Here is a 16,522-nt window from a genome sequence, read left to right as displayed (position 1 = left end):
CTTCCGAWSTCTACCGCTGCCACTCAGAGTGTGCCTATCAGCCAGTTCCTAATCTACGGGCGGATCAGTCCGTACCTGCTCGGCACGCTCCTGTCGAAAGGCCAGATAATGCTGCAGTACCTGCTCCGGCGCCTCGACCTGCGGGTAATGGCCGATACCGGGCAACTCCACCGTATCGGGATGCGGTATCAGTTCGCGATAGCGCACCACCATGTGCGCGCCGGAGATCGGGTCCTCCGGTCCGTCGATCAGCCGCAGCGGCACGTCGGTGCGCTGCATCGCCCCGACCCAACGCTCACGGTGCTCGCGACGGTCGAGGATGTAGTGGATGAGCCGGTGCATGACTTTCGGCCCGTCGTTGTGGCGGATCAGTTCCCAGAAGGTATCCAGTTCCGCTTCGGACGGTTGCGTACCAGGGCCGAACACCTTGGCGAAGTTCTGCGCCAGTCGCCGGCGATCGAAGAGTTTGCCGAAGAAACCACCCAGCGGGCTGAGCAGGAGTTTCTGCGACAGCACGGCGCGATGAGTCTCCGGAAACAGCCCGCCATTGAGGAAGGCCAGCGAAGCCAGCTTGAAAGCTCCCTCTTCGTGCCGCGCCAGCAGCTCCTGGCCGACGCTGTTGCCGTAGTCGTGCACCAGCAGGTGCACCGGTTCCTGCACACCCAGGTGCTCCAGCAGCGCCTGCTGCAGGTCGGCCTGTTCGAGGATGCGGTAGTCGTGCCCCGTGGGTTTGGCGGAGTCGCCGAAGCCGAGCATGTCGCAGGCGATAACCCGGTAGCGCTCGGCCAGTGGCTGCCAGAGAAAATGCCAGTCCCAGGATGCCGTGGGAAATCCGTGGATCAACAGCAGCGGAGCGCCGCTGCCGGCGCTCCAGTACCTGATCGGGTGGCCACGGAAGGTGAAGTCGCAGCCCTGCGCGCGCCAGTCGCGCAGGGTGATGCCGGCCAGCGCCATCAGTCGCGGTAGCCGGGGTTCTGCAGGTCGAGCTTGCGCAGCAGTGCCGGCCAGGCCAGCGCGCCGCCCATGCCCTGCTTGCTCTTGGTAACGGCTGCGGCCATGGCGCGGGCGCCATCGAGGATCTGCTGCGGAATCATGATCAACTCGGCGCCACCGCCCTGGGCCAGCACCTGGATCTCGCAGGCGCGCTGCAGGGTGAACATCATCAGGAAGGTGTCGGCGATGGTCGCGGAGCAGGTCAGCAGGCCATGGTTGGGCAGGATCATGAAGTTGGCTTCGCCCAGGTCGGCCTGCAGCCGCGCCTTCTCGTCATGGTTCAGCGCCACGCCTTCGTAGCCGTGGTAGGCCAGGCTGGAAAGGACGAACAGCGACTGCTGGGAAATCGGCAGCAGGCCCTGCTTCTGCGCGGAAACGGCGATGCCGGCGGCAGTGTGGGTGTGCAGCACGCAGGCGACGTCGTGGCGTACATCATGGATGGCGCTGTGGATGGTGTAGCCGGCCGGGTTGATGTCGTAGGGGCTGTCCATCAGCTTCTTGCCCGAGGCATCCACCTTCACCAGGCTCGACGCGGTGATCTCGTGGAACATCATGCCGTAGGGGTTGATCAGGAAGTCCTCGGTGCCGGGGACCTTGGCCGAGATATGGGTGAAGATCAGGTCGTCCCAGCCCTGCAGGGCGATCAGGCGGTAGCAGGCGGCGAGGTCCACGCGGGTCTGCCATTCGGCGGCGGAGACCTGGTCCTTGACGTTCACGGTGGGCAGCGGATGAGCGGCGTGCATGGTCGGTAGCCTCTTCGTTGTTGTTGTTCGATGGCGCAGTCTAGTCAGCAGCGCGGCGAAGCGACTGTCACGGAACTGACAGTTGCCTCTGTCACTGTCTGGCGAATGTTCCCCCATAAGCGCGGACCGATGAGCCGCCTTGCGCGGCGAGTCTCACCACCTATAGTGGGCGAAGTTGCACTGAGCGGCGCCAGCGGGACCCGGCGCGCCGGCAACTCCTTCCAAAGGCGCTATCCAGACAGTGCGGCAGCCAGATCGCAGGTCCGGGCTGGCGGAAGCGTGCTCGTTTGCCGCCCTGCCCCCGACGCCTGATCCGGCGCTTTCGGTCCACCTGGAAACATTTCGCAATATCTTTGGCACCATTCCGCAGCAGTACCTGGGAGTCGGGAGGAGACTCCAGTTCGGCCAACGAGGCAGCCGACGTGAAACGAACCGCCATCATGCAGCCCTACTTCTTTCCTTACCTGGGCTACTTCAGCCTGATCAAGCACACCGACCTGTTCGTCCTGTTCGATACCGTGCAGTACATCCATCACGGCTGGATCGAGCGCAACCGCATCCTCAAGCAGCAGGACGGCTGGCTGTACATCCGCGTGCCGCGGATCAAGCACCACCGCGAGACACTGATCAAGGACGTGCGCCTGGACAACAGCCAGGACTGGCGGCGCAGCCTGTTCTCGCAGTTGGACGTGTACCGCAAGGTGGCCCCTTACTACCGCGATGTGCGGGAGATGATCGCCGCCTCCCTGGACCATCCGTTCGAGGACATCGTCTCGCTGAACAAGACCACCCTGGAGGCAACCTGCGCCTATCTGGGCTTCCCCCGGCAGATGCCGGTGCTTTCGCGCATGGACCTGCCGATGGAGCGCCCGAAAGCGCCGGACGAATGGGCGCTGAACATCTGCAAGGCACTGGGCAGCGTGGAGGAATACTGGAACCCGCCAGGCGGCCAGAGCTTCTTCGACCGCCGCAAGTACGACGCTGCCGGGCTGACGCTGCGCTTCCAGGAGCCCAAGCTGGTGCCCTACGAGCAGAAGCGGCCGACCTTCGAGGCCGGCCTGTCGATCATCGATGTGATGATGTTCAACTCCCCCGCCGACACCTCGCGCATGCTCGATGCCTACGAGCTCAGCTGAGCCTTACAGGCACCAGGCCAGGACCGGGGCCATCAGCAGGTTGAACAGCCCGGTCAGCACCATCAGCAGCCCCGCCGCCGAACCTTCCTCACCGCCGAACTCATAGGCCCGACTGGTACCCGCGCCGTGGGCGCCAACGCCCAGCAGCGCGCCACGGGCCAGGGCGGAGCGCAGGTGCAGCATTTTCATCAGCACGCCGCCGATCAATGCGCCAAATACCCCGGTGATCATCACGAAAGCTGCCGTGAGCGCCGGCACGCCGCCCAGGTCGTGGGACATCTCCATGGCAAAGGGCGTGGTGATCGAGCGCGGAATCAGCGACAGCGTTACCTGGCCATCCAGCGCCAGCGCGTGGGCCAGGGCCCAGGAACTGCCGATGGCCATGGTCGAGCCGGCCAGCATGCCGGTCAGCAGCGCCGGCCAGTGGCGCGCAAGCAAGGCGCGCTGCTGCCAGATCGGAATGGCGAACGCCACGGTGGCCGGGCCGAGCAGCGCCACCAGCCAGCTGGTGTCGCGGGCGTAGTCGGCGTAGCGGGCCTGCATCGGGATCGCCAGGGCGAACAGCAGCACCGGCACGAAGACGATGGGCGACAACCAGTACTGCTGGAAACGGCGGTAGAGGGTACGGCTGAGCAGATAGCCGCCCAGGGTCACGGCCAACCAGAACAGCGCTTGCTTATCGAGGCTCATGGCGCGAACTCCTGTTGCACATCCATTCCACCGCCAGGGCGGTGGAGAGCATCACCATCACGGTACTGGCGGTGATCACCAGCAGAATCTTCCAGCCTTCGCTGCGCAGCAGCGGGCCGTAGTCCAGCAGGCTCATCAGGGCGGGGATGAAGAACAGCAGCATCTCCGCCAGCAACAGGCCAGCGCCACCCTGCAACAGCGCCGGGCGGATCGCCCCGCAGGCGAACAGCACCAGCAGCAGCGCCAGGCCGATCACCCCGCCGGGCAGCGGCAGCCCGGTGAGCGTGGCAACCCAGCCGCCGATCCACCAGAAGGCGACCAGGACGGCGAGTTCGAAAATCAGGCGGGCGGCGCGGCGAAACATGGCGGCGATCTCGATGCGTTGAGTGGGTGAATAAATCGGTTGGGAATGGCGCAAAGCCTACTCCCGCGCTTATCATCCCCAAAGCGAATAGATCGAATCGGAGCCATTCCAGAATGGAATTCAAGCAGCTGCGCACCTTCGCCGAAGTGGTGCGCCACGGCAGTTTCACCCAGGCGGCGGTGCACCTGAACGCCAGCCAGTCGGCGGTGAGCAAGCAGGTCGCGCAGCTGGAGCAGAGCCTGCGCGTACAACTGCTGGAGCGCAGCGGCCCGCACATCCGTCTGACGGCCGCCGGCGAAGTGGTACTGCGCCGCGCCGAGGACATGTTGCGTCTGCGCCGCGAGCTGCATACCGAACTGGACGACCTCACCCACCTGCACCGCGGCGAACTGCGCCTTGGGTTACCGCTGCTGGGCGCCGACGCGCTGTTTGCCGGGCGCTTCGCCGAGTACCGGCGGCGCTACCCGAACATCGACGTGCACCTGATCGAGGGCGGCAGCAAGACCATGGAGGAAATGGTCCGCAGCGGCGAACTGGAACTGGGCGGCGGCCTCACGCCGGACGAGCCCGGCTTCGACTGGCAGCCATTCTGCAACGAGCCGCTGGACGTTCTGTTGCCGGCCGATCATCCGCTGGCATCGCGGGAAAGCCTGGAACTGGTGGAACTGTCCGACACGCCCTTCCTGCTCTACCAGCAGAGCTTCACCCTCAACGACCGCCTGCTGCGCGCCTGCCGCGAAGCCGGCTTCGAGCCCAAGGAAGGCGGGCGCAGCGGCCAGGCGGACTTCCTCGGCGCGCTGGGCGCTGCCGGCCAGGGCGCGGTACTGCTGCCCCGCGTGGTAGCGAAGGACCTGGAGCGGCCGGGCCTGGTGCGCGTACTGCTGAGCCAACCGGACCTGCGCTGGGACATCAGCTTCATCTGGCGGCGCGACGCCTACCTGTCGAATGCGGCGAAGGCCTGGTTGGCGTTGATGATCGAGATGCCGTTGCATCCTTAGTGAAGCGGGTTCAGAGCAGCTCGGGAAACTCGCCGGCCAGCTTCGGCCAATCCCGTAGCGCCTGCTCATCATCGGCAAGCAACTGGAACCCGGCGAACTCGAATGCCGGCGACACGGTACACCCCACCAGCACGTAGTCTCCCAGGCAGCGCGCCGCCTGCCAGGCATGGGCGGGCACGGCGCGTTGCGGCAGGCTGCCCTCGCCCACCGGGCCGAGGGTTTCGATGCGCACGACAGACTCCGGAGCGTCGGCGATCAGCAACTCCAGCGGCGAGCCTTCGTGGAAGTGCCAGAGCTCGTCGGCATCCACGCGGTGCCAGCGGCTGACGGTTCCCGCCGGCAGGAGGAACAGGATGGCCGACGATTGCGGCCGGCCATCGGCGCCCTTCAGCCGCGACTCGAACACACGTCGGTAGAAGCCGCCCTCGGGGTGCGGGGCGAGTTGCAGTGTGTCGATCAGCTGGCGGGCGCGGGGATGCATCAGGCCTTCAGCGCAGCGATGAATTCGCCCAGCCATGGCTCGGAGTCGGTCTCCTGGTCCACCGTCTCGCTGCCGTCCAGGCGCAGCATCGGCACCACTTCCCGTACGCCCAGCTCGGCGAACAGTTCACGCACCTGCTCCCCACCACCGCAGTAGGTGTCGCCATAGCTGGAATCGCCCAGCGCCAGCACGCCGCCGGGGCAACCGCGCCATTGCGCGGGCAGGCGATCACGGATGGCATGGAACAGGGGCTGGAAGCTGTCCGGCAGATCGCCCATGCCAGTGGTGGAAGTCACCACCAGGAAGGCTTCGGGAGAAAAATCGAGCACCGCATCCAGGGTGGCGCGCGGGTCGAACCAGGCCTCGAAGCCGGCGGCCTCGAGCAGGCGCTTGGCGTGACGGGCGACTTCTTCGGCGGTGCCGTAGACCGATCCGGACAGGATGGCGACTTTCATGTTCACTCCCACAAGGCAAGACAAGGCCGCCCATTATGCCCCATCCGTGCCGCACCGCGCCGGGGCTGGTATAGTTTTGCCCTACCCGGCCGCTCGGACATTGTCCATCGCGGCGCTTCCCCTGTGGATTTTCGCGAGGCGCGCATGGGCCAGACCCCAGCCCCCATCCTGATCACCGGCGCCAGCCAGCGCATCGGCCTGCATTGCGCGAAACGCCTGCTGCAAGACGGCCAGCCGGTCATCGCGACCTATCGCCAGGAAAAACCCGGCATCGCCGAGCTGCGCGAACTGGGCGCCACCTGCCTGCACGCCGAACTGGCCGACGAGGCCGGCATCCAGGCCTTCATCGACGAGCTGAAATCCCGCACCGACCGGCTGCGTGCGATCATCCACAACGCCTCGGCGTGGATCGCCGAGCAGCCCGGCGAAGAGGCGCAGGCCTTCGAGTCGCTGTTCCGCGTGCACATGCTCGCGCCCTACCTGATCAACCTGCGCTGCGCCGACCTGCTCGAACGCGACGCCGCCGGGCGCGGCGCCCCGGCCGACATCATTCACCTCAGCGACGACGTCGCCCGCAAGGGCAGCGCCAACCGCATCGCCTACTGCGCCAGCAAGGCCGGCCTGGACAACCTCACCCTGTCCTTCGCCGCCAGCCTCGCACCGCGCATCAAGGTCAACGGCATCGCGCCGGCACTGATCATGTTCAATCCCGGCGACGACGCCGAGTACCGCGCCCGCACCCTGGCGAAATCCGCCATGGGCATCGAGCCCGGCCCGGATGTGATCTACCAGAGCGTGCGCTACCTGCTCGACAGCCCCTACGTGACCGGCACCACCCTGACCGTCAACGGCGGCCGGCACCTCAAATGACCCGCCCGGTGCGGGCGCGAGGAACTCCCACCATGATTGAAGACCTGTCTCACCACTACCGTGAGATTCTCAAGGGGCTCGGCGAAGACCCGACCCGCGAGGGCCTGCTGGACACCCCCAAGCGCGCTGCAAAGGCCATGCAGTACCTCTGCCACGGCTACGCACAGACGCTGGACGAGATCGTCAACGGCGCGCTGTTCGCCTCGGACAATGACGAAATGGTCATCGTCAAGGACATCGAGCTCTACTCGCTGTGCGAACATCACCTGCTGCCCTTCATCGGCAAGGCCCATGTGGCGTACATTCCCACCGGCAAGGTGCTGGGCCTGTCGAAAGTGGCGCGCATCGTCGACATGTTCGCGCGTCGCCTGCAGATCCAGGAAAGCCTGACCCGGCAGATCGCCGAGGCCGTCCAGCAGGTCACCAGCGCCGCTGGCGTGGCGGTGGTGATCGAGGCGCAGCACATGTGCATGATGATGCGCGGGGTGGAGAAACAGAACTCGGTGATGAACACCTCGGTGATGCTCGGCGCCTTCCGCGAATCGACCAACACCCGCCAGGAATTCCTGCAACTGATCGGACGGAGCAAGTGAAATGACGCAACTGCAGCCGGGCATGGCGCGGATCCGGGTCAAGGACCTGCGCGTACGCACCTACATCGGCATCAAGGAAGAGGAAATCCTCAACAAGCAGGATGTGCTGATCAACCTCACCATCCTCTATCCGGCCGGCGACGCGGTGCAGGTCAACGACATCGACCACGCGCTGAACTACCGCACCATCACCAAGGCGATCATCGCCCACGTCGAGGAAAACCGCTTCGCCCTGCTGGAGCGCCTGACCCAGGAGCTGCTCGACCTGGTCATGGCCAACCCGGCGGTACGCTATGCCGAGGTGGAAGTGGACAAGCCCCACGCCCTGCGCTTCGCCGAATCGGTGTCGATCGCCCTCGCCGCCCAGCGCTGACACCTTTGTTCCATCCCTGCACGCCCGTGCCAGTCGGCCAACGGGCGTTGCTGGCAGATCGCCCGCCTCTTAGAATCTCGCCAGCCCCGCCATGCGCCTCCGATGCGCCCTTGTTGAGAGACCTGCCATGACCGAGCCGATGACCCTGACCGACGAGCAGCGCACCGAACTGGAAGCCGCCGCGTTCCGCACCCTGGTGCAGCACCTGCGTACCCGCAAGGATGTGCAGAACATCGATCTGATGAATCTTGCCGGGTTCTGCCGCAACTGCCTGTCCAAGTGGTACAAGGCCGCGGCGGACGATATGGGCCTGCCTGTCAGCCCGGATCAGGCCCGCGAAGAGATCTACGGCATGCCTTACGCCGAATGGAAGGCCAAGTACCAGACGGAAGCGACCCCTGCCCAGCAGACGGCCTTCGACAACGCGAAGAAACACTAAGAGTTTGCCTTGATGACCCTCACCGATTTTCGCGTGCGCCTGCGCAGCGAGCAGCACCTGTTCACCGACACCCTGGCGTATATCGCCGAGCACTACAGCTACAGCCCCAGCGCCTTCACCAACGGCAGCGTGGAGAACCCCGCCGGGCAGAACGAGGGCTCCTGCAAGACCCTGGGCTTCGCCATTCTCGAAGGCCTGAGCCAGGAAGAGAGCCTGCTGGCGTTCGGCGAGCACTACCGCGCCGTGCGCGAGCACCCCGAAGGCACCGATCACGCCAATATCCGCGCCCTCCAGGTGACTGGACTGGCCGGCGTCAACTTCGAGCGCCAGCCGCTGTCGCGCCGCGGCTGAGGCTACTCGCTCGATGCAAAAGCCCCGCCGATGCGGGGCTTTTTCTTGGGCGATCCAAATGCCCAACGGCGCGAAACCCGGTTGTGGGAGTGAGCTTGCTCACGAAGCTGCAAAGCATCGCGCCAAGCGGTCCGCGATCAAGCACGCTGCGCGAAAAGCGCCCCCTAGCCAGGCAGAAAAAGGCCCCGCAAAGCGGGGCCTCTTCCTGCACGCCGGCTCTTCGGGCCGTTACAGGGAATCCAGGTAGCGCTCGACGTCCAGCGCGGCCATGCAGCCGGCGCCAGCGGACGTGATCGCCTGGCGGTAGACATGGTCGGCCACGTCGCCGGCGGCGAACACGCCGGCGATGCTGGTCGCCGTGGCGTTGCCTTCGCGGCCGCCGTTGACCACCAGGTAGCCGTCCTTCAACTCAAGCTGACCTTCGAACAACGAGGTGTTCGGCGTGTGGCCGATGGCGACGAACAGGCCGTCCACCTTCAGTTCCGAAGCCTCGCCATCGTTATGGCGCAGGCGCACGCCGGTGACGCCCATGGCATCGCCCAGCACTTCTTCCACCTGAGCATTCAGGCGCAGTTCGATCTTGCCCTCGGCGACGCGGGCACGCAGCTTGTCCTGCAGGATCTTCTCGGAACGGAAGCTGTCGCGGCGGTGCACCAGGGTCACCTTGCTGGCGATATTGGCCAGGTACAGCGCCTCTTCCACGGCGGTATTGCCGCCGCCCACCACCGCCACTTCGCGGTTGCGGTAGAAGAAGCCGTCGCAGGTGGCGCAGGCGGACACACCCTTGCCCATGAACGCCTCTTCCGACGGCAGGCCGAGATAACGCGCACTGGCGCCGGTGGCGATGATCAGGGCATCCGCGGTGTAGGTGCCGCTGTCGCCCTTGAGCACGAAGGGCTTGCCGGCCAGGTCGACGCCATGGATATGGTCGAAGACGATCTCGGTCTCGAAGCGCTCGGCGTGTTCCTGCATGCGCTGCATCAGCACCGGGCCGGTCAGGCCATGGGGGTCGCCCGGCCAGTTGTCGACTTCGGTGGTGGTGGTCAGTTGGCCGCCGGCCTGCATGCCGGTGATCAGCAGCGGCTTGAGGTTGGCGCGGGCGGCGTAGACCGCAGCGCTGTAACCCGCAGGCCCCGAACCCAGAATGATGACGCGCGCGTGACGATCGGACATGACAGCCTCCAGTGCTCGGGTGAAGAGCGGGATGCAAAAGAAAAGGGAGCTGCCAAAGCACCAGGGGGAAGGTTGGGAGGGCGGCAGCTCCACTGAAAGGTTTCTTGCGCGGACCGCACGGCCCGGAGACTGAGGACAATGCGGTGTGACCTGAGTCACGGATCGCATTGTCCCGCAGAACTCCGGAAAACCCTTGAGATAAGTCAGGGATTTCCGCGGTCGCCCTGCGCTCCTTGAGATAAGTCAGGGAGTGTCGGATCGACCCTCGAACTCGTTCGATACCAGATGGTGCGCAGCTTACCGCCGCCGCAGCGTCCTGCTGAAATGCCCAATCTCAATGCCCCCCATAGGCTGCCCCTATGTAGCGGGCAGCCACTGCACCTGTGTCTAGACTCAAGCAAACCAGAGGTCACCCGGACCACCATGAACCTTCGCGCCCGCCTGCTTTGGCTGTGCCTGCCCCTGTTCGTCGCGAGCCTCGCAGGGGTCTGGCTGCTGTCGGACATGATCCTGCTCGACCGCTTCGACCGCGGGGACCGCCAGCGCCTGGCCGACGAGGTACGCATCGTCCACAACCGCATCGCCTACGAGAAGCAGCGCAACCTCGACATCGTCCATAGCTATGCCTGGTGGGACGCCAGCTACCAGTTCATGCGCCTGCCGCAGGCGCGCTTCGTCGAGGACAACCTGGACCAGGACCTGCTGGGCATCCTCGGCTTCGACTATGTCCTGTTCGTCGACCGCAACGGGCACATCCTCGCCCAGCAATGGAAGCTCGACGAACTGGCCCGGCGCTTCCCCGGCCAGCCAGTGCCCGGCACCACCCGGCTGCGCGACGGCATCCTGCGCACCGCGCTGGAACTGGGCGCGCTGGATATCGATGGCGACCCGCGCCACAGCCTGGACCAATTGCTGCAAATCGAAGGCGTCCCCCAGATGCTGCTCAGCTATCCCATCAGCAATACCGCGGGTACCGCCGAGCCGGCCGGTGTGGTCATCGCTGGCGTACTGCTCGACAGCGCGCGCATGTACAACCTGCAGACCCAGATGGGCGCAAGCCTGCGCCTGGCCCAGGATCCGGTGCAGAACAAGGATTGGCGCACCCTGAACATCCCCACCGGGCGCGGTGCCACCCTGCTCAGCTCGCGGCATCTGCTGGACGGGAACAGTCAGCAGATGTCCCTGCTCTATCTCGACTCCCACGGCCGGCCGCAACTGCGCCTGGAACTGACCAGCCCGCGGCCGCTGTACCAGCAAGGCCGGCAGTCGGTCAGCCTGTTCCTCTACCTGACCCTGGCCCTGCTCGGCGGCGCCATCCTGCTCGCCTACGTGGCCCTGGAGCTGCGGATCATCCGCCGGGTCAGCAGGATGAACCGCGAAGTAGCGGTCATCGGGCAGGACCGCACCGCCCTGCGCCTGAGCCCACAGGGGACGGACGAACTGGGCCAGTTGGCCAACGAGATGAACCGTACCCTCGATCGCCTGGCGCAGAGCGAAGCGTGCGATCGGGCCATCCTCGATGCCATCCGCGATGGCTACTTCGAGATGGACACCCGGGGCATCATCCGCACCGTCAACCCAGCACTGTGCCGGATGCTCGACTACGCCGCCGACCAGCTCAACGGCCAGCACTTCGGCATCCTCCTGCAGGAGGAGGACTATCACCGTGCCCAGAGCCTGTACGACAAGGTCCGCGACGACGAGCAGGAAACCACCTTCTCCGCCCCGTTCAAGCGCCGCGATGGTCGGCTGGTGAGCTGCGAAACGCGGCTCTCGGCGATCCGTGATGGCCAGGGTGGATTCCAGGGCTTCCGCGGCATCCTGCGCGACATCAGCGAGCAGGTGGCCTACCAGAAACAGCTGATCAACCTCGCGTACCGAGACACGCTGACCGCACTGGGCAACCGCAAAGCCTTCAACGAGCAATTGCAGCGCGCCATCGTGCACAGCAATCGGGTGGCCCTGCTGTACATCGACCTGGACCGCTTCAAGCAGGTCAATGACCGCTTCGGCCATGCCATCGGCGATGCGCTGCTCAGCACCGTCGGCGAGCGCATGCGCGGCAGCCTGCGCCAGCCGGACCAGGCCTTCCGCCTGGGCGGCGACGAATTCGCCGTGCTGCTGGAAAATGCCCAGCCGGATCAGGCCGAAGCCCTGGGCATGCGCCTGCTGGGCGTACTCGGCGCCGAGTACCGCCTGGGCGGCCAGGTCATCGACTTCGTCACCCCCAGCATCGGCATCGCCTTCTGCCCGCAGGACGCCGCCGATGCCGACGCCCTGACCCGCGCCGCCGACATCGCCATGTACCAGGCCAAGCAGGAACGCAACCGCTGTTATCGCTACACGGTCGCCTGAACGCGCGGCTGCGATGCACATACCCGGCAAAACAGACGGCTCGCCGGGCCTTCGCCGGGTCTGCTAAGGTCGCCTACGGTTCAACCCTGGAGAGTCCGATGTCCACCCTGAGCGGCCCGCAATACCTCGGCGAAGGCCTGAAACTGATGATGCGCCCCGGCCTGCGGCTGTTCGTCCTGCTGCCCCTGAGCATCAACATCCTGCTGTTCGTCGGCCTGATCGGCTTCGCCATCAACCAGTTCAGCCACTGGGTCGACTGGCTGATGCCGACCCTGCCGGACTGGCTGAGCTTCCTGCAGTTCATCCTCTGGCCGCTGTTCGTCGCGCTGGTCCTGCTGATCGTGTTCTTCACCTTCACCATGATCGCCAACATCATCGCCGCGCCCTTCAACGGCTTCCTGGCGGAGAAGGTCGAAGTCGTGGTGCGCGGCACCGACGACTTTCCCGAATTCAGCTGGGGCGAGCTGATGGCCATGGTGCCGCGAACTATCGGCCGCGAGCTGCGCAAGCTCGGCTATTTCCTGCCACGCGCCATCGCGCTGTTCATCCTCAGCCTGATCCCCGGCCTGAACCTGATCGCCGCACCGCTGTGGCTGATCTTCGGCGTGTGGATGATGGCGGTGCAGTACATCGACTACCCGGCGGACAACCACAAGCTGGGCTGGAACGAGATGCTCGCCTGGCTGCGCAGCAAGCGCTGGGCCTGCATGGGCTTCGGTGGCATCACCTACCTCGCGCTGCTGATCCCGCTGGTCAACCTGGTCGCCATGCCCGCCGCCGTGGCCGGCGCCGTGCTGTTCTGGGTGCGCGAGGGTGGTGAAAAGGCGCTGGTGAAGTAACCCGCCGCCGCGCCTGAGCGGCTGTCACCTATCGATCATCGCACTGTCATCGGCGCGCCACCGCGCGCCGGGACACTGCGAGCATGACCACGATTCCCCTGCGCATCGCGCTGATCAGCGAAACCTTTCCGCCGGAAATCAACGGCGTGGCCAACACCCTCGGCCGGCTGGCCTCAGGGCTGTTGCATCTCGGACACCAGATCCAGGTCGTCCGCCCGCGCCAGCAGAGCGACGAAGGCCGACACAGCGATGGCGAGCTGGTGCTGACCCGTGGTTGGCCGCTGCCCGGCTACCCTGGCCTGCAATGGGGCCAGTCGTGCCTGCACAAGCTGCTGCGCCACTGGAAACGCACCCGCCCGGATGTGCTCTACATCGCCACCGAAGGCCCCCTCGGCCTCGCCGCCCTGCGCGCCGCCCGGCGCCTGCAAATCCCGGTGATCAGCGGTTTCCACACCAATTTCCAGCAGTACAGCGCGCACTACGGCTTTGGCCCGCTGATGCGCCTGGTGACCCTGTACCTGCGCTGGTTCCACAACCGCACCCAGCAGACCCTGGTGCCCAGCGCCAGCCAGTCCATGGAGCTGCAGCGGCGCGGCTTCGAGCGCCTGGCGCAGCTCTCGCGCGGCGTCGACAGCCAACTGTTCAACCCGGCCCGCCGGGACGAAGCGCTGCGTCGCGAATGGGGCCTGGGCGAACGGGATATCGCCGTGCTGCATGTCGGCCGGCTGGCAGCGGAGAAAAACCTGTCGTTGCTGGGCAGCAGCTTCCGCGCCCTGTGCGCCGACCACCCGCAACTGAAACTGCGCCTGGTGATAGTCGGTGACGGCCCGCAGCGCGCGCACCTGCAGAGGGAACTGCCCGAAGCGCTGTTCTGCGGCCTGCAGCGTGGAGAGGAACTGGCCCGACACTATGCCAGCGGCGACCTGTTCCTGTTCCCCAGCCTGTCGGAAACCTTTGGCAATGTGGTGCTGGAGGCGCTGGCCTCAGGGCTGGCGGTGGTGGCCTTCGACCAGGCGGCCGCCGGCCAGCACATCCGCCACGGGCACAACGGCGTACTCGGTGTTCCGGGCGAGAGCCAGAGCTTCTTCGAAGCAGCGAGCTGGCTGCTGGCGGACCCGGAGCGTTTGCGCCGGGTGCGCCTCAACGCTCGTCACCACGCCATCCACCAGGCGTGGGACACGGTGGTCGAGCGCTTCGCGGGCTATCTGCAGGAAGCCTGCCGCGCGGGCCTGCCGGGGAAGAACTCCGGCGGCCTGGGTCACCCTGAAACCCACAAGTAGCGATCAGGCGAAGGGCTTGGGCTCGGCGGCGAAGGACAGGCTCATGGCGCCGGCGCCGAGGTTGATGCCGCCGGTGGGGCTGAGCATCGCCAGGTGCACCTGCACGCCCTTGGCCTGGCAGGCCGTTTCCAGCGCGGCGAAGCCCGGCAGGTCGCGCAGCGCGGAAGGATCGCCGGCATAACTCAGGCTCATCTGCGGCGCCAGCAAGTCGCCCGCCTCGACCCGCGAGCGGGCGAAATTGAGCAGGCGCTCGGCGGATTTCTCGTAGTTGGGCGAAACCGAGACGGGCTTGTCCTCGCCCTGCACCAGGCTCAGCACCGGCTTCATGTCGAGCATCGAACCCAGGCCGAGGAAGGCGCCACGCAGGCGGTCGCCGATGCTGCTGCGGTCGCCCTTCTGGAAGCCACGGCGGCGGATGTGCCCCAGGTCGCTGGCGACCAGGAAGGTGTTCATCTGCTGGCTGAGCTGCTCCAGGCGGGTGCGCACGGCGTTGGGGTGCTGATCTTCGCCGAGCAGGCGCACGCCTTCGGCGGCCAGCACGGCCAGGCCGGCGAACACGGTCTGGCTATCGATCACCCGCAGCGCGAAGGGCCCGGCGATACCGGCGGCGGCGCGGCGCTCCTTATAACTCTGCAGGAGGCTGAAGGAGGCCTGGGTGGCGTTGTCGAAGATCGGGCTGCGCTGGCTGCTGACGGTCAGGCAAATCACATAGTCGAAATCGGTGACCAGCTTTTCCAGAAACCAGTCGTGGGTCTGCGCCGGCGTCAGCGGCTCGCTGCCGTCCTCGGGGCCGACCTTGGGCAGGTCCTGGGAATAGAACTTCAGGGTGGTGTCGGGATCGCGATCATCGACGATGCGACGCTCGCCCACACGGATACCGATGGGGAGGACGCGAATGTTATGGGCAGCAAGGAATTCGGGGGGAAGGTCGCAGGTTGCATCGACTACCAAGCCGATCCGCATGACTTACTCCTATGGCCGTCTCCCGGCCTATTGTTGTGTGAACGCGTTCATACTCTGCCCGTTTCGGACTGGGAAGTCAGCATGCGGAAAGGTGGGTCTCGGAAAAGATTTGTAAACGCCTGGGACGGTGCTTTCAGACCATTCAGACAATCAATAACCCACCATAAACAAGGCATCACTGGTAGGAGCGAGGGGGACGCCCTCGTTCCTAGAGAAACGAGAAAGCCCCTGGCACCAACGGTGCCAGGGGCTTTCCTGCATCAGGCGCGGGCGAATCAGGCCAGCGACATCAACGCGTCACGGCTGAACGGTTTGATATCGGCAAGACGACCGTCGCGGACCTTCACTGCCCAGTCCGGGTCGACCAGCAGAGCACGACCGACGGCGACCAGGTCGAACTCCTCCTTGTTCAGACGCTCAAGCAAGCCGTCGATGCCCGACGGCTGGGCGATTTCCTCGGTGTTGCCGAAGAAGGCCAGGAACTCGCTGCCGTCCAGGCCGACGTTACCGACGGTGATGGTCGGCTTGCCGGTGAGCTGGCGGGTCCAGCCGGCGAGGTTGAGGTCGGAGCCTTCGAATTCCGGAATCCAGAAGCGGCGGGTGGAGCAGTGGAAGATGTCCACGCCGGCCTCCGCCAGCGGCTTGAGGAAGGCTTCCAGCTCCTCGGCGGTCTGCACCAGACGGGCGCTGTAGTCCTGCTGCTTCCACTGGGAGAAGCGGAAGATGATCGGGTAGTCGGGGCCGACGGCCGCGCGCACGGCCTGGATCAGCTCGATGGCGAAGCGCGAACGGTTGGCCAGGCTGCCGCCGTATTCGTCAGTGCGCTTGTTGCTGCCGTCCCAGAAGAACTGGTCGATCAGGTAGCCGTGGGCGCCGTGGATTTCCACCCCGTCCATGCCGATGGCCTTGGCGTCGCGAGCGGCCTGGGCAAAGGCGGCGATGACTTCCTGGATGTCTTCCTTGGTCATCTCATGGACCAGCACAGTGCCGTCCTTTTCCTTGCCGCTGGGGCCATAGCCCGGAACGCTGGCGTCCGGCTCGGTACCCAGGCGGCGCACGGCACCGACGTGCCACAGCTGCGGGACGATCTTGCCGCCTTCGGCGTGCACGGCGTCGACCACCTGCTTCCAACCAGCCAGGGCGTCTTCACCATGGAAGCGCGGCACGTTCGGATAGCCGTTGGCAGCCTTGTGGTTGACCGTGGTGCCCTCAGTGACGATCAGGCCAACGCCGGCAGCAGCGCGACGGCGGTAGTACTCGACGACCTGCGCGTGAGGCACGCCGCCGGGGCTGAAATTGCGGGTCATCGGCGCCATCACGATGCGCGTGGGCAGTTCCAGACCGCCCAGGCGGAAGGGCGAGAACAGGGTATCTACGGATGCAGTCATTGAAGTCTCCATGACGGCCAGGCGACCGGTCGTCTCGT

General features: G+C 65.8%; 19 protein-coding genes. 10 read left to right on the top strand and 9 right to left on the bottom strand.

Going from position 1 to position 16,522, the window contains the following annotated elements:
* Positions 1 to 48: 48 nt before the first annotated feature.
* Positions 49 to 954, bottom strand: a complete 906-nt coding sequence (locus A9513_RS09185) for an alpha/beta fold hydrolase (protein WP_024762700.1) — start codon at positions 952 to 954, stop codon at positions 49 to 51.
* Complete coding sequence (locus tag A9513_RS09180) at positions 954 to 1,736, bottom strand: class II aldolase/adducin family protein (RefSeq protein WP_024762699.1); 783 nt, start codon at positions 1,734 to 1,736, stop codon at positions 954 to 956. The genes A9513_RS09185 and A9513_RS09180 overlap by 1 nt, the downstream gene beginning before the upstream one ends.
* A 422-nt stretch (positions 1,737 to 2,158) precedes the next feature.
* On the opposite strand from A9513_RS09180, the gene A9513_RS09175 reads away from it, so the two are divergent.
* On the top strand, positions 2,159 to 2,872 hold the full coding sequence (locus A9513_RS09175; RefSeq protein ID WP_024762698.1) for a WbqC family protein: 714 nt from the start codon (positions 2,159 to 2,161) through the stop codon (positions 2,870 to 2,872).
* Positions 2,873 to 2,875: 3 nt separating this feature from the next.
* On the opposite strand, the gene A9513_RS09170 is transcribed toward A9513_RS09175, so the two are convergent.
* Positions 2,876 to 3,562, bottom strand: a complete 687-nt coding sequence (locus A9513_RS09170; protein WP_064979867.1) for an LrgB family protein — start codon at positions 3,560 to 3,562, stop codon at positions 2,876 to 2,878.
* Positions 3,549 to 3,926 carry a CidA/LrgA family protein gene (locus tag A9513_RS09165; protein WP_024762696.1) on the bottom strand — a complete coding sequence of 126 codons (378 nt, stop codon included), beginning with the start codon at positions 3,924 to 3,926 and terminating at the stop codon, positions 3,549 to 3,551. The genes A9513_RS09170 and A9513_RS09165 overlap by 14 nt, the downstream gene beginning before the upstream one ends.
* A 113-nt stretch (positions 3,927 to 4,039) precedes the next feature.
* On the opposite strand from A9513_RS09165, the gene A9513_RS09160 reads away from it, so the two are divergent.
* The gene (locus A9513_RS09160; protein ID WP_065084522.1) at positions 4,040 to 4,924 is read left to right on the top strand and encodes a LysR family transcriptional regulator; all 885 of its coding nucleotides are present in this window, start codon (positions 4,040 to 4,042) and stop codon (positions 4,922 to 4,924) included.
* 10 nt (positions 4,925 to 4,934) lie between these two features.
* Here the strand turns inward: A9513_RS09160 and A9513_RS09155 are convergent, their stop codons facing one another.
* On the bottom strand, positions 4,935 to 5,405 hold the full coding sequence (locus tag A9513_RS09155) for a cupin domain-containing protein (protein WP_038803572.1): 471 nt from the start codon (positions 5,403 to 5,405) through the stop codon (positions 4,935 to 4,937).
* Positions 5,405 to 5,860, bottom strand: a complete 456-nt coding sequence (locus A9513_RS09150) for a flavodoxin (RefSeq protein WP_065084521.1) — start codon at positions 5,858 to 5,860, stop codon at positions 5,405 to 5,407. Before A9513_RS09150 ends, A9513_RS09155 begins: the two co-directional genes overlap by 1 nt.
* Before the next feature lie 144 nt (positions 5,861 to 6,004).
* Here A9513_RS09150 and folM point away from each other — a divergent pair, with 144 nt between their 5' ends.
* The 5 genes from folM to A9513_RS09125 all read left to right on the top strand — a co-directional run bounded on the left by folM (position 6,005) and on the right by A9513_RS09125 (position 8,486).
* Positions 6,005 to 6,730, top strand: a complete 726-nt coding sequence (gene folM, locus A9513_RS09145) for a dihydromonapterin reductase (protein WP_037015074.1) — start codon at positions 6,005 to 6,007, stop codon at positions 6,728 to 6,730.
* Between the two features lie 32 nt (positions 6,731 to 6,762).
* Positions 6,763 to 7,323, top strand: coding sequence for a GTP cyclohydrolase I FolE (gene folE, locus A9513_RS09140; protein WP_065084520.1), 561 nt, complete (start codon positions 6,763 to 6,765; stop codon positions 7,321 to 7,323).
* A 1-nt stretch (position 7,324) separates the two neighbouring features.
* Positions 7,325 to 7,696, top strand: coding sequence for a dihydroneopterin triphosphate 2'-epimerase (folX, locus tag A9513_RS09135; protein ID WP_017519088.1), 372 nt, complete (start codon positions 7,325 to 7,327; stop codon positions 7,694 to 7,696).
* A 139-nt stretch (positions 7,697 to 7,835) separates the two neighbouring features.
* Complete coding sequence (locus A9513_RS09130; protein ID WP_169889002.1) at positions 7,836 to 8,135, top strand: DUF1244 domain-containing protein; 300 nt, start codon at positions 7,836 to 7,838, stop codon at positions 8,133 to 8,135.
* Positions 8,136 to 8,147: 12 nt separating this feature from the next.
* Positions 8,148 to 8,486 carry a HopJ type III effector protein gene (locus A9513_RS09125; protein ID WP_024762690.1) on the top strand — a complete coding sequence of 113 codons (339 nt, stop codon included), beginning with the start codon at positions 8,148 to 8,150 and terminating at the stop codon, positions 8,484 to 8,486.
* A gap of 228 nt (positions 8,487 to 8,714) precedes the next feature.
* On the opposite strand, the gene trxB is transcribed toward A9513_RS09125, so the two are convergent.
* Entirely contained in the window at positions 8,715 to 9,659 is a 945-nt protein-coding gene (gene trxB / locus A9513_RS09120; protein ID WP_065084519.1) for a thioredoxin-disulfide reductase, read from the bottom strand.
* Between the two features lie 423 nt (positions 9,660 to 10,082).
* Between trxB and A9513_RS09115 the strand changes: the two genes are divergently transcribed.
* The 3 genes from A9513_RS09115 to A9513_RS09105 all read left to right on the top strand — a co-directional run bounded on the left by A9513_RS09115 (position 10,083) and on the right by A9513_RS09105 (position 14,133).
* Positions 10,083 to 12,014, top strand: a complete 1,932-nt coding sequence (locus A9513_RS09115) for a diguanylate cyclase domain-containing protein (protein WP_065084518.1) — start codon at positions 10,083 to 10,085, stop codon at positions 12,012 to 12,014.
* 98 nt (positions 12,015 to 12,112) lie between these two features.
* Positions 12,113 to 12,853, top strand: a complete 741-nt coding sequence (gene cysZ, locus A9513_RS09110; RefSeq protein WP_024762687.1) for a sulfate transporter CysZ — start codon at positions 12,113 to 12,115, stop codon at positions 12,851 to 12,853.
* An 83-nt stretch (positions 12,854 to 12,936) separates the two neighbouring features.
* Complete coding sequence (locus A9513_RS09105) at positions 12,937 to 14,133, top strand: glycosyltransferase family 1 protein (RefSeq protein ID WP_065084517.1); 1,197 nt, start codon at positions 12,937 to 12,939, stop codon at positions 14,131 to 14,133.
* A gap of 3 nt (positions 14,134 to 14,136) precedes the next feature.
* On the opposite strand, the gene A9513_RS09100 is transcribed toward A9513_RS09105, so the two are convergent.
* Both A9513_RS09100 and A9513_RS09095 read right to left on the bottom strand, forming a co-directional pair.
* On the bottom strand, positions 14,137 to 15,096 hold the full coding sequence (locus A9513_RS09100) for a DegV family protein (RefSeq protein ID WP_065084516.1): 960 nt from the start codon (positions 15,094 to 15,096) through the stop codon (positions 14,137 to 14,139).
* 275 nt (positions 15,097 to 15,371) lie between these two features.
* Entirely contained in the window at positions 15,372 to 16,484 is a 1,113-nt protein-coding gene (locus A9513_RS09095; protein ID WP_024762684.1) for an NADH:flavin oxidoreductase, read from the bottom strand.
* Positions 16,485 to 16,522 lie beyond the last annotated feature (38 nt).

Origin of the sequence: Pseudomonas sp. AU12215, assembly GCF_001675465.2 — a bacterium.
Lineage (GTDB): Bacteria > Pseudomonadota > Gammaproteobacteria > Pseudomonadales > Pseudomonadaceae > Pseudomonas > Pseudomonas nitroreducens.
The sequence above is the reverse complement of the archived record's forward strand: the minus strand, read 5'-3'. Positions and strand labels throughout refer to the sequence as shown.

Coding starts and splice junctions, on each gene's coding strand:
- A9513_RS09185 (WP_024762700.1), bottom strand. CDS start 954: ATGGCGCTGGCCGGCATCACCCTGCGCGACTGGCGCGCGCAGGGCTGC.
- A9513_RS09180 (WP_024762699.1), bottom strand. CDS start 1,736: ATGCACGCCGCTCATCCGCTGCCCACCGTGAACGTCAAGGACCAGGTC.
- A9513_RS09170 (WP_064979867.1), bottom strand. CDS start 3,562: ATGAGCCTCGATAAGCAAGCGCTGTTCTGGTTGGCCGTGACCCTGGGC.
- A9513_RS09165 (WP_024762696.1), bottom strand. CDS start 3,926: ATGTTTCGCCGCGCCGCCCGCCTGATTTTCGAACTCGCCGTCCTGGTC.
- A9513_RS09160 (WP_065084522.1), top strand. CDS start 4,040: ATGGAATTCAAGCAGCTGCGCACCTTCGCCGAAGTGGTGCGCCACGGC.
- A9513_RS09155 (WP_038803572.1), bottom strand. CDS start 5,405: ATGCATCCCCGCGCCCGCCAGCTGATCGACACACTGCAACTCGCCCCG.
- A9513_RS09150 (WP_065084521.1), bottom strand. CDS start 5,860: ATGAAAGTCGCCATCCTGTCCGGATCGGTCTACGGCACCGCCGAAGAA.
- folM (WP_037015074.1), top strand. CDS start 6,005: ATGGGCCAGACCCCAGCCCCCATCCTGATCACCGGCGCCAGCCAGCGC.
- folE (WP_065084520.1), top strand. CDS start 6,763: ATGATTGAAGACCTGTCTCACCACTACCGTGAGATTCTCAAGGGGCTC.
- folX (WP_017519088.1), top strand. CDS start 7,325: ATGACGCAACTGCAGCCGGGCATGGCGCGGATCCGGGTCAAGGACCTG.
- A9513_RS09130 (WP_169889002.1), top strand. CDS start 7,836: ATGACCCTGACCGACGAGCAGCGCACCGAACTGGAAGCCGCCGCGTTC.
- A9513_RS09125 (WP_024762690.1), top strand. CDS start 8,148: ATGACCCTCACCGATTTTCGCGTGCGCCTGCGCAGCGAGCAGCACCTG.
- trxB (WP_065084519.1), bottom strand. CDS start 9,659: ATGTCCGATCGTCACGCGCGCGTCATCATTCTGGGTTCGGGGCCTGCG.
- A9513_RS09115 (WP_065084518.1), top strand. CDS start 10,083: ATGAACCTTCGCGCCCGCCTGCTTTGGCTGTGCCTGCCCCTGTTCGTC.
- cysZ (WP_024762687.1), top strand. CDS start 12,113: ATGTCCACCCTGAGCGGCCCGCAATACCTCGGCGAAGGCCTGAAACTG.
- A9513_RS09105 (WP_065084517.1), top strand. CDS start 12,937: ATGACCACGATTCCCCTGCGCATCGCGCTGATCAGCGAAACCTTTCCG.
- A9513_RS09100 (WP_065084516.1), bottom strand. CDS start 15,096: ATGCGGATCGGCTTGGTAGTCGATGCAACCTGCGACCTTCCCCCCGAA.
- A9513_RS09095 (WP_024762684.1), bottom strand. CDS start 16,484: ATGACTGCATCCGTAGATACCCTGTTCTCGCCCTTCCGCCTGGGCGGT.